The organism is Phycisphaerales bacterium, from assembly GCA_029268515.1.
Taxonomy (GTDB): domain Bacteria; phylum Planctomycetota; class Phycisphaerae; order Phycisphaerales; family SM1A02; genus JAQWNP01.
On sequence record JAQWNP010000008.1, the window covers coordinates 17190 to 29359 of the forward strand.

General features: G+C 46.8%; 7 protein-coding genes. 4 read left to right on the forward strand and 3 right to left on the reverse strand.

What is annotated here, in order from left to right; translation table 11 throughout:
* Positions 1 to 228 precede the first annotated feature (228 nt).
* Positions 229 to 2454 (reverse strand): M12 family metallo-peptidase, encoded by a 2226-nt coding sequence (locus P8J86_06035; GenBank protein MDG2054249.1) that lies wholly within the window; start codon positions 2452 to 2454, stop codon positions 229 to 231.
* 689 nt (positions 2455 to 3143) lie between these two features.
* Here P8J86_06035 and corA point away from each other — a divergent pair.
* Genes corA through asnB form a run of 3 tightly spaced genes read left to right on the forward strand, consistent with a single transcriptional unit; the run spans position 3144 to position 7461 of the window.
* A complete protein-coding gene (gene corA, locus P8J86_06040; protein ID MDG2054250.1) occupies positions 3144 to 4310 on the forward strand; it encodes a magnesium/cobalt transporter CorA in 1167 nt (388 codons plus the stop codon).
* Positions 4307 to 5542, forward strand: a complete 1236-nt coding sequence (locus tag P8J86_06045) for a glycosyltransferase family 4 protein (protein MDG2054251.1) — start codon at positions 4307 to 4309, stop codon at positions 5540 to 5542. The genes corA and P8J86_06045 overlap by 4 nt, the downstream gene beginning before the upstream one ends.
* Entirely contained in the window at positions 5542 to 7461 is a 1920-nt protein-coding gene (gene asnB, locus P8J86_06050) for an asparagine synthase (glutamine-hydrolyzing) (GenBank protein ID MDG2054252.1), read from the forward strand. The genes P8J86_06045 and asnB overlap by 1 nt, the downstream gene beginning before the upstream one ends.
* Positions 7462 to 7465: 4 nt before the next feature.
* On the opposite strand, the gene P8J86_06055 is transcribed toward asnB, so the two are convergent.
* A complete protein-coding gene (locus tag P8J86_06055) occupies positions 7466 to 8824 on the reverse strand; it encodes an MFS transporter (GenBank protein ID MDG2054253.1) in 1359 nt (452 codons plus the stop codon).
* Positions 8825 to 8895: 71 nt separating this feature from the next.
* Complete coding sequence (locus P8J86_06060) at positions 8896 to 10221, reverse strand: MFS transporter (GenBank protein MDG2054254.1); 1326 nt, start codon at positions 10219 to 10221, stop codon at positions 8896 to 8898.
* 132 nt (positions 10222 to 10353) lie between these two features.
* On the opposite strand from P8J86_06060, the gene P8J86_06065 reads away from it, so the two are divergent.
* Complete coding sequence (locus tag P8J86_06065; GenBank protein ID MDG2054255.1) at positions 10354 to 12150, forward strand: serine hydrolase; 1797 nt, start codon at positions 10354 to 10356, stop codon at positions 12148 to 12150.
* Positions 12151 to 12170: the final 20 nt, after the last annotated feature.

Consider the following 12170-nt stretch of genomic DNA (forward strand, 5'->3'; position numbering starts at 1 on the left):
AAACGAAAATCATCTCCAAGCCGGTGGGCTTGAAGATGATGGAAGAGAAGAGAAAGAAAGGCTACTCAATGAACCGAAGGCACATTTGCAGCTGCATCACCTTTTTAATCGTCATACTGGGCTGAGGTTCTTGAGTTTCGATGTCAGTGGGCGTGACATTAAAAGCCCTTGCCAGGCCTATGTTGTTCTCGCATAAGGACTAGTGATTTGTCTCAATTAAGACGGCATTCACTGTCCGAAGTTAATGAGTAGAAGACTGAAGTCTTCAAGATCGACAGCTCCATTGAGATCGAAGTCAGCAATGCACTCAACGTCGCTGGTGCAGTTCCCCCAATGAATCAAAAGGAGAGTGAAGTCATTCGTGTCAACTTGACCATCATTGTTGGCGTCACCTGGTGCTGGCGCGATTGGGTGGAACCAGTGTGTTTCGTTAATGACTTGATCTGTGAGCCCACCGCCAGAGAATGACACAACTAAGCCAGCATTTCCATAGCGTTCAAAGAACTCTACTCGAATCGCGTGGCGACCAGCGTTTAGCGCGATTTGACCACTGGCAACCTGCATGGCATGCAACCCATCGTTATCGACAACCAATTGATCGCCAATATAGAGCGCTGAGCCGTCATCTGATTCAGTGAAGAATGTGTAAGTATCTGAAACAGGTACATCGACATAGCCAGTATACAAAGCGCCGACAACATCAATCATGCCTGATCCACCGAAGGCATCAGGAGTGCCTGCAAGATTGATTGTGGGAACAACTTCTTGAGCAAAGGAGTTGAGTGTATCGAAGTCAGGTAAGACTTCAATCTCACCAACTTGGTAGTAAGAAGCAAGAACGCCTTGTTCAATATAAATCGGATTCTCTGGCATTCGAGGAACCAGAATATTCACATTGACAGTTGCTGTATCAGTGCTTCCATCATCAGCCATTAACGTGTACTGAAAACTATCGTTAGAGACAGTGGATTCAAATAATGGCCAATAGCGAAGGTGTGTTTCATCATCGACCGCGAGAGCGGTGATACTAGCCCCAGATGATGAAGTGTTATCAAAGTCTAGAATACTAACATCTGCGCAGTTCGCCCCATTGTCATTCGCAAGAACGTCAATAGTAATAGCGTCTACTTGGTTTGTTTGTACATAGTCATCATTCGCAGCGGTCTCAGAACCACCAATCAAACAAGAGTTTGTATCGAGACCATCAAGATAGGCTGTCATAGTGTTTTGTACGGTCGGATGGAACCGAAGCTGCATATTGCTAATGCCACCAGGGCAGATGTGACAGTAGCTCATGATTGTGCCATCACTGGCAGTATCGCAGTCACCATTCGCACAATTATCGATCTGAGGTGTGTAGTCATGCGTATGAGCTGTGCCGAGGTTATGGCCAGTTTCATGCGCATAAACCACAATGTCCCAATTTTCATTGTGGTTGTTTTCTACTGGCAGCGGGAAATACCCTGCAAGGTTGCCTGAGAGGGCAAACCCATACGTGTCATTACAGACTGTCCCCAGCCATGCGACGCCTCCACCTAAGTTGCGCGGACTTAGGAAATGAGCCAGGTGTGGGTGCTCATCTTCCATCTGAGAGGTCCAATGTGATTGGAACTCGGTCAACTGTGAGCCGGCCTCGCTTGCTGTCCAGATATCATCATCTGGCCAAAGTCTGAGGAACTCAATCTGAAACTCAACGTTGACATCGCGAGAGAAGATAAATGTCTTGGCAGCGGTCATTGTCATGACATAAGCGGTTGCTGCGCTGGGATCATTTGAAAAGAGGTCAGTGAATTCTGCATCGGTTTCAATAGCAAGGTCAACGGTGCGGCAAGATGCACCAGATGAGCGTGGTGTTGCTTTTGTAGTTGCCCGTTTGTTTGCGATCGTGGGGCGACCCGGAACGTCCAGGACAGTGCACGAGAAAGAGGACAAATCCAGAAGTTCTGGATCAGTCTTCGTCAGGTTAAAAATAATGGGGTTTGCATTGGCTTCCTGGTAGGGGCCACTTGAAATCACATAGACTTCTTGATCGAGCGCTATCCAACCATGGCAACCATATGGTGAAAGCCCGAGAAAAACGGAACTATCTGCTGCTCCGACTACACTGCCACCGAACGTCTGGCAATCTGGTTGTGGTTGTGGTGTTTGGTACCAATGGCCGTTTTCGTCTTGCTGATTGGTCACAATTTGGACAGTGTTTGACAGCGGACGAATTGCTGTCAGCGCCAAGTCCAGATTTCTTGTGTCAGAGAGCGGAAAGCCACGGATCAATATGTTCTGGTTGCCTCGAAGCTGCTCATAAAAAGCAAGGTCTAGTTTGAGCTGAGTACCGATTTCAGGTTGATCGGCTTGGGTATCAATCTGTAGTGGTGATAAGGCAGCAGGGCTACGAGAAATTCCTGAGGGCGCAGGCTGCATCAGTAACAACAAGATGATGGTGTGAATGAGTGTCATTATTTGGAATGCCCCCCTAAGCTCTCAAGACTTTGTCTTTTGAGGATATCCTGTCATACGATTTGCTCAAGATGACAGTGAGAAAAATCTGGATTCAAGCTATTAAAACCGTTGTTATTGGCCATCGGCAACTCAAACGGGCCCCATCCACCGAAGCAGGGGGGCCCGTCAATAACGTCTCAAATATGTTGGGATTGCCTACGATCAGGCGGCGTTAGCAGCCATAAAGCCATCACAGCCACTTGCGGCACTTACTTTTAAGTGCAAATTTATATGCTGTGGGTGGCCACAGGAGTCGTGGTACTCCTCCGGTGCTTCCCCATTGATCCTAATCTGGGTCAGGCTACCTTCTGAGGAGTGCTCTTCGCCGAAGTGGGCACATAACCCGCATTGACCTTGGATGATCTTGACCATTTTTACAGTCTCCTAACAAGTCTGTTGGGGCTTAATGCCTTCCAGACGCCCAGTTCACGGTCCCCGGCAACGAAGCCAGCAAAACCCTATCGATGATTACATCTTCCACTATCATCGGTCCGATTCCAGTGAGAACCGGTCTCATGATCCAATTGCGATCCGCTCGCAGGAATGCTCTTGGTCAAAACCCGCTCAATAGCATTTAATGGGTTGAAATCACTCAGTGAGTCTGATTAGGCTGGCCGATCGAGGAATTGGAAATTAGGAGAATTTAGATGAAACTTAACTTGTTGACCCGCCCTCTGGGAAAAGCCACAAGCTTGCTTCGGCTGACGAGGCACAGTGCTTGGGATCACCCAGGTCGTGAGGGTGGGGTCGATATCGAACAGCTGGCATCCTTAGAAGTAGAGGATCCATCACCAGCGGTGATCACTTGTGTTGATTACGGGCCAACTGTTCTGGAAGAGCATGAAGTAAAAGATCTAGGGTCTTTTCTTGAAACAACCAGTCTTCCAGAGGGAGCAGCGGTTCGCTGGATTAACATTGCTGGACTCAAAGACATGAAGGCCATGGAGGCAGTGGCGCGATACTTCGACCTGCATCCACTCATCGTCGAGGATCTTTTGGATGTGACCCATCGACCAAAGTGTGAAGAAAATCTGGCATTTGGTGAAGATCGAAGTGGGGCTGATCTTCCTCAACTCTTCGTAACGATGCGGCTCATCCATCTGCTTGATAATCATGTGGGAGCTGAAACAATTAACCTGCTTATCTCGGAAACGACCGTGATTAGTTTTCAGCAATCCCACGATGATGCTTGGGAGCCAATTCGTAATCGTATAAGGAAAGCAGATTCACGAATACGTTTAGCTGATGCAAGTTTTTTGTTGTACGCGATGATGGACCTTGTTGTCGATAGTTACTACCCCACGATTGAACAAGTTGGCAACATGATGGAGAGTCTTGAAGAGGTCCTTATCGAGCAACAAAAGCCTCTCGTTAACGAAGAAGTTTATGCAGTTAAACGAGAACTCATTTTGCTGCGCCGCGAAGCATGGCCAATGCGAGAAATTGTCAATACGCTGACAAGAGATGGGAATACGTGCATTAGCGAGACAACCCAGCGCTATCTTCGTGATGTTTATGATCATGTCGTTCACATCATGGACATCATTGAGACTTACCGAGACTCAGCGGGAACTCTGGTTGACCTGCAAATGAATACAGTTAATGCCCGCATGAATGAAGTTATGAAAGTGTTGACGATTATCGCAACAATTTTTATTCCACTTTCATTTTTTACTGGCATCTATGGCATGAACTTCGACTACATTCCAGGGCTTCACAATCACGCTGGTTTCTGGGTGTTCTGGGGTGTTTGTATGCTTGCTGCCGGCGGCATGCTTGTATGGTTTGCTAGGAAGGGATGGCTATCTAAGTGAGTACTGGATCTGTATCAGCTACTTCAAAGAGGTTGGCTTATTTAGTCAATCACTATCCAATGGTGAGCCATACTTTTATTCGAAGTGAAATACTGGGACTCGAACATTTAGGATTCCATGTTCAGCGCCTGTCAATAAGACCATCGCCTTCAGATCTGGTTGATGCTTCCGACATTGAAGAAGAAACAAAAACGTCCACAATTCTCGGCAGTGGGGCAATTGGACGTTTGTTAGTTAGTCTTCTTCTGACCATGTTGGCACATCCTATTCAGTTAGCCCGCGGAAAAATGTTGGCTTGGCGTTTGTCTAGAAAGAGCGAAAAAAGCTTTTGGTATCACCTTATCTATCTATGTGAGGCGTGTTATGTGCGTCGCTGGAGTGCTAAGAAAAAAGTAAGTCATATTCATGTGCACTTTGGCACCAATGGCGCCACTGTTGCTTTGATATGTAAAAAAATTGGTGGCCCGTCTTTTAGTATGACTATCCATGGGCCCCGCGAATTTGATGAACCTGGCCAAATTTCTCTTGGTGAAAAAGTGGCAGAGGCTGCCTTTGTTATAGCAATTACATCGTTTTGCGCATCACAGATTATGCGATGGAGTGATCCTGTTGACTGGGATCGAATTCATATTGTTCACTGCACGGTCGAAGACAAGTTCTTTGAATCTGCTGCGGCGATTAGTGACGCGGCAAAAACACTTGTTTGTGTTGGTCGACTAAATTCACAAAAAGGCCATCACATTTTATTGGATGCATTCGCGGAGGCACGGGCTCAAGGCGTAGACTTAAATCTGATCTTGATTGGAGATGGCGAGTTGCGTGCGAGCGTAGAGTCGCGAATTCAAAATCTGGAAATAGAGGAATTTGTGACAATCACGGGGTGGAAGTCGGGTTCAGAAATACGTGATTACCTAATTGGCTCTCGTGGATTCGTGATGGCTAGCTTCGCCGAAGGATTGCCGGTTGTCATTATGGAAGCAATGGCATTGGGGCGCCCAGTCATCACCACAACAATTGCTGGAATTCCAGAGCTTGTTGAGCCAACTCAAAATGGGTGGTTGGTTCCTGCGGGGTCTCAAGAGGCCCTCACCAACGCAATTGTGGAGCTGTCCAAGATGGATATCGGTGAGCTCAATAAATGGGGTGAAAGAGCTCGAGTCTTAGCGCGTCGGAATCATCACGGAGCCACCGAAGCCAAGAAACTAGCAGCACTCTTTGAGGCCTATACCTGATGTGTGGGATTGCTGGTGCAATCGGTCTTTGTGGGCATGAAATTGAGTGCGCAGTCAAACGTATGAAAGAATCGCTGGTGCATCGCGGCCCAGACGATCAAGGATTATTTAAGAGTGAGATAAACACAGAAGGCCAGGGTGTGATCCTGGCTCACCAGCGATTGTCAATTCTTGATGTTTCAAGTGCGGCAGCGCAGCCAATGCATGACTTGCATACAGGTGATGTGCTTTCTTATAACGGCGAAGTCTATAACTTTGCGCAGCTTCGTGAATCTTTGGGTCGTGAGCCATCACGATGGCAATCAACAGGTGATACTGAAGTTGTTTTTAAAGCAATGCAGCAGTGGGAGGCCTCTGCACCATCTCATTTTAATGGCATGTTTGCATTCGCTTATTACGAGTCAAGTAAACAACACGTTTATTTAGTTCGTGATCGCCTCGGAATTAAGCCACTGTATTATGCGCACGTTGATGATGGTAAGACATTATTGTTTGCGTCAGAAGTCCGTGCACTGTTGGCCAGTAATTTGATTGCTCGTACTCTGGATCCAGTTTCACTTTCTACTTATCTATGGAATGGGTTCGTGGTTGGACCCAATACAATTGTGAAGGACATCAAGCTTCTTCCAGCAGGAAGCCTTGCCACAGTTCAAATAGATGATCCGAAGATTGTGCCGACTTCCTACTGGGAGCTCCCAGATCAAGGAGACCGAACTTCAAAGCCGAGTGATGTGCAAGACGCTCTCAATGAATCAGTCGAAAAAAGGATGTGTTCTGACGTTCCTTTGGGCGTCTTTCTGTCAGGCGGCGTTGATTCGAGTGCTGTCACAGCCATGGCAGTGAAAGCCAGCGAGGCACCAGTCAGTACATTCAACATTGCTTTCGAAGAAACTAATTGCGACGAATCGGCTTATGCTGAAGCTGTTGCTAAGTCACTAGGAACAGATCACAGTCGTATTGTCCTGACTGAAACAGTTTTTGCTCAGCAGCTTGAATCAGCAATGGCCAGTCTTGATCAGCCCACGTTTGATGGAATCAATACTTATTTTGTGAGTCGTGCTGTTCGTGAAGCTGGTCTCACTGTTGCACTGGCAGGGACTGGCGGAGATGAACTGTTTGGTGGATATACCAGTTTTGCTGAAGTGCCACGCGCAGCGGCGGTATCAAAGCGATTAGGTGTTTTGCCCGGTTCATTGAGTAAGAAGTTGGCTCGTTCATTGATGCGCATCAAGAGTGGTAAGCCAGGGGTTGTGCCACCACAGACACGGTGGGGTAAGCTCAGCGATGTGTTTGAGGGAGGTGGAGATCTTGTTGCAACATTTCAGATCTCATACGCGCTTTATACAATGGATTTTATTGCTCAACTTAGTCATCGGCAAACGGTCGTCGAATATGGCCTTAATGATCTAGAGCAGTGGCGAGAAAAGACCCGTAACAGCTCGAATCTTTTTTCCGTAAGTACATTAGAACTCGCCCAGTTCATTGGGCAGCGACTACTGAGAGATACTGATTCAACCAGTATGGCTGTGTCACTGGAAGTTCGCGTGCCACTGCTTGATCACAACGTGGTTGAGATGGTTGCTGGCCTTAATGATGAAACTCGTTTTTCCCCATTAGGCCGTAAGCAGATGCTACGCGATCTTGCACTGAGTGATCTAGACCCCAGTATATTTGAGCGTCCGAAATCTGGCTTTGTAATGCCGATTGATCAGTGGTGCCGTCGAAGCTTGTCCAACATGATGACTGAGGTGTTTGAAGATGAAGATCTTTGTCGCTCTGTTGGGCTGGAGCCAAGAGCAGTGAGGGCAATTTGGCGAGCTTTCTGTGAAGGATCGCCGGGTATCTATTGGTCACGCGTTTGGGCGATCTTTTCACTCATGTGGTGGTGTCGTTTACACCACGTTGAGCTGGCAAGCTAGATCATTAGAACCAACTATATTTATCGCGTTTACAAAGGCGCAATCGCAACTGTTGCGGCTGGTGTTGAGCAAGAGCCTCATAGTCATAGCGACGCAGAATCCATATGAGACAAAAGCATATTGCCAGCGCAAAAGCGGCTGCATAGAACCAGATGGCTGTGGAGTCAACAACATTACTTGAGCGTAGTGCGAATGCAAGAGTCAGTGGACCGAAGAGCCCTGCGAGTCCAAAGGCTGGCAGTGAAGCTCTTACAGCATGCGTGTAATTAATGGGCCCATACATACTGACGAGCATCACGGTCCACAAGCACTTCCCTGCACCGAACATAACACCAGTAATACACATCAATATGGTGAAGAGTAGTGGGCCTGCAAGAAGCTGTAGAACGATTGCAGCGCCAAGTAATGAAAGGCACTGCACGCTGCAAAAAACCAAATAAATTGGTTTCAACCTCAGCTTGTCAGCAATAGCACCAAATACAAATCGGGCGAGCCCATAGCTTGCTAAAAAGGCAACAGCGATGATTGAAGAACTTTCTTGTGTAACATGAAAGACTTCAACAGTCATGGCTTGCACAATAATCTTGAAGCCAAATCCAGGCATTAAGAAGAGCAAAAAGAACACGAAGAAAATCCAAAACGATGTTGTAGAGAGAATGCCTTTCATGCCCAAATCAGGGGTGGCTTTTTCTGGTGTGATTACCTTTGTTGATGCATCATCTGATTTCGGCTCTCTCATTAAGAAAATGCCAATCATTGCTGGTACCACAAATAAGGCAGAAAGCAGAAGTCCATAGATGACACCCGTTGTCTGAAAGACAATTGGTGCAAAGTAGGAATAAATAGCTGCCCAAATTCCAAACCATAAACCCATCACGCCTGTGATGAGTCCAACGCGATTGACCTGTTGGCCCCAACTCACCAAATAGAAAGCAACAAGACTATAGAAGTTACTCATACAAAGGCCCATCAGTAGACTAAAGCCCACAATCAGAAGCCAGTACCACTGTAGCCAACAAGCAAGTGCACCTATTGCAATACTCAATCCGATGGTGCTGATCAAAATAAACATCAGCAAGCGTACGTTCGGTATGAAGGTTTTTATCTTAGGAAGTAATAACGCGCCGCTGCCCAGGCCAAGAAAAAGTATCGCACCTATGATCGACCCCGACCATCCTTTGTTGGCTTCTCCAGGAGAAAAGATCTTGTTTAATGGCTCGATGAGCGCGTTGAAGCCATAGAGTGGAGCAATAAATGCGGTAAGAAGCATTGGACTTGTCGGTAAGACAACGTACCAAAATCGTTTCGTATTTTGAGCAGCGTTCTTGTCGTCTCGTATGTCTGGATCGCGAGTCAATGTCATGTGGATGCTAAATGTTTAAGAATGAATTCAGTGATAAAGGCAATCGCCTCACTCCATGATAAACAAGATCTTTAGAACCAACTGCGCTCGTCTGTTGTGCTAATCCAGAGCTTAATCTTTTGTCGCCGCTTATTTTTATAGGCCTCATAATCATGAACACGAAGAAGCCAAATGAGGCAGAAGCAAGCAAACAGGGCAATACCTGCCCCGAAGAACCAGATTGATGTGGAGTCAACGACGTCTTTCGAACGAAGTGCAAAGGCCAATGTAAGAGGCCCGAAGAAACCAGCGAGGCCATATGCAGGGAGCGCCGCTCGAATTGCATGTGTGTAATTAACGGGGCCATACATGTTGACAAGCAGCACGGTCCATAGACTCTTGCCGGCACCAAACATCGCGCCTGTGATACACATTAAAACCGCAATAACAAGTGGTCCATCGAAAATGTGTATCGCAATGCCGGAGCCAAGCAATGCCAAGCATTGTACGGCGCAAAATATAAGAAAGATAAGTTTGAGTTTGAGTTTGTCTGCGGTGATTCCAAATATAAGTCGAGAGATTCCATAGCTTCCAAGAAATGCAACAGCAATAATGGAAGCCACTGATTGTGTTGAATGGTAGACTTCCAAAATCATGGCTTGCACGATGATCTTAAAGCCAAAGCCTGGCGTCAGGAAGAGAAGGAAAAAAAGGAAAAAGAGCCAAAAGGAAGTCAGGCCGAGTATGCCTTTGATGCCCAGGTTTGGTGTTGAGGGTTGAGACGTAGTTGAACTGTTCGTGGCCTCGGGATATTTGAGCAGAATGATTCCAATGATGGTTGGCACAATAAATATGATCGTTAAGAGAAAGCTAACTGGTGTAGACGTAGCACTAAAGACAAGTGGTGCAAAGAAAGAGTAAAGAGCTGCCCAGATTCCAAAGCACAAGCCAACAACACCAGAAATCAGACCCACACGGCCGACATGTTGACCCCAACTTACAAAGTAGAAAGTAACGATGCTATAAAAGTTGCTAAGGAAGAATCCGACAAGCACTGAGAGTCCAACAATCATGAGCCAGAACCAGTCAAGCCAGCATGCGAGTGCAGCTAAAGCGAGTCCTACGTTCATGAAAATCGATGACACCAGTAGCAAGAATTTTGGATTGGGAATAATCTTCTTGAGCTGTGGGAGCAGAAGAGCGCCAAGGCCAATTCCTAAAAAGAGTATGGCACCAACAATAGATCCAGACCAACCTGTCATTTCCTCGCCAGGGGAAAAAATACGATTGATGGGTTGGATTAGTGCGTTGAAGCCGTACACTGGCGCCACATAAGCCGTAAGCAACAATGTTTGAATGGGCAACACAACTGTCCAAAAGTGAGTGGCATCTTTTGGCCGATCGTGACTCGTTGTCATTTATGCTCCCCCTTTGTAAGTGAAAAATTTACGACAGGTATCCTTATTGGTGTGTTAGATAAGGAAAAATGGGATACCGTAATAAAGTTGGATTGCTCTCGCATGAGGTTGATCAACAAGGAATAGAGAAGCATGTCAAAAATCAAACTCAACACAGTCATGCTTATTGCAAGCATGATATCGTCGTCGCCTGTAATTGGGAATACGCCATCTCTAGATGAACAATTAGAGTCAATTCGGGTGCAATATGGCTTGCCTGCTTTGGCGGGGGCAATCGTGACAAGCAATGGTGATTGCCAAGTGAGTGCAGTTGGTTTTCGTAAAAAGGGTTCCCCTATTGAGGTTACAGAAGACGACCAATGGCAACTTGGATCTTGTACGAAAGCAATGGCTGCCACTTTATGTGCGATACTCGTTGATGAAGGGACGCTTCGTTGGGATCTCACAATGAGTGAGGCATTTCCAGAGTTGCCAATGAATGACGTATATAGAGACGTAACTTTGTTGGATCTATTAACGCATCGTTCCGGTATGAAACGAGGATATCCAGATCTGTTAAGTGAAAGCGGTACGGTTCAGCAGCAACGGCGAAGGCTTGTGGCTAAGGCGCTCATGGAAGAGCCTGTTTGTGAGCCCAAAACAAAAAAGTTGTATTCGAATATTGGTTATGTCATTGCTGGCGCTATGACGGAAGAGGCAGCTGATCAAAGTTGGGAAACATTGATGCAGAAGCGTCTCTTTTGGCCGCTGGCAATGTCCACAACTGGATTCGGTGTGCCTGGTCGACATGGCGAGGTGAGTCAGCCTTGGGGACATCCCAACGGAAAGCCAGTGGAACCTGGTGCGAGCGCTGATAATCCACTGGCCACTGGGCCAGCAGGACGCGTTTTTTCTTCAATGCAAGATTGGGCCGCATTTGCAGCTTTACATTTGCGAGGGAGTGTCGGAGATACAGATCTTCTTCCTCAATCCAGCTTCTCGTTTATGCACCGCCCACCTGAAGGGCAAAACTACGCCTTAGGTTGGACGGTTGTGCAAAGAATTTGGGCCCAAGGCGCAGCACTGACACACGGAGGAAGTAATGGTCGGTGGCGCTGTGTTGCTTGGCTGGCGCCCAAAGCTGGATTTGGTGTTCTCGTCGCAACCAACGTCACTGGAGACCAGGTCAAGACCGCATTAGATGATGCTGCCAGCGCGCTCATCAAAGCACATCAGGAAGCAGCGTCCAAATCGACGGCATCGATCGAGACCTTTCGCGATAAAGAAAATACATGGGACTATGCGGTATTTAATGTTCGAGGTTGGAAGCTTCTCATTGAAGAAAACCTCATCAGCGACACTAAATTAGTTGCAGATATTCGAAAGACACTCAATGATCGTCTTAAGTATATTGAAGAAGTTATTCCTAAAAAACAACTCGCCTTTCTTAAGACCATTCCGATCTGGGTGAGTGATGAACCTGGCTATCCATTGCGACCAGGCGAAAATGGTGTGATCCCGTTTCATCGCAGTCCAGGGTGGTTACGAAATCACGGACTCAACCCGCATATGGCACCAGGTGTTCACTTTATTAATCCGCACGCAATTATGTATGAGCACAAAGTCTTTGAGTGGGCGCCAGAGACCATGCTTCATGAACTCGCCCATGCTTATCACAATATCGAACTAGGCCTAGATCAAAGTGATATTAAAGAAGCTTATAAAGCGGCTATGAATCGCGGACTTTATAAAAAGGTGCCATCGCGTCGCGACCCAAACAAGTTAGTCCAAGCTTATGCTGCGACAAATCAGGAAGAGTATTTTTCTGAAATGACGGAGGCATACTTTGGCGAAAACGATTGGTTTCCGCGTAATCGAACAGAACTACTTAAATATGATCCCAGGGGATATAGAGCAGTTGAGAAAGTCTGGGGCGTGACCAACAACTGAATTTTTCATCCGACGGGGCG

Coding starts and splice junctions, on each gene's coding strand:
- P8J86_06035 (MDG2054249.1), bottom strand. CDS start 2,454: ATGACACTCATTCACACCATCATCTTGTTGTTACTGATGCAGCCTGCG.
- corA (MDG2054250.1), top strand. CDS start 3,144: ATGAAACTTAACTTGTTGACCCGCCCTCTGGGAAAAGCCACAAGCTTG.
- asnB (MDG2054252.1), top strand. CDS start 5,542: ATGTGTGGGATTGCTGGTGCAATCGGTCTTTGTGGGCATGAAATTGAG.
- P8J86_06055 (MDG2054253.1), bottom strand. CDS start 8,824: ATGACATTGACTCGCGATCCAGACATACGAGACGACAAGAACGCTGCT.
- P8J86_06060 (MDG2054254.1), bottom strand. CDS start 10,221: ATGACAACGAGTCACGATCGGCCAAAAGATGCCACTCACTTTTGGACA.
- P8J86_06065 (MDG2054255.1), top strand. CDS start 10,354: ATGTCAAAAATCAAACTCAACACAGTCATGCTTATTGCAAGCATGATA.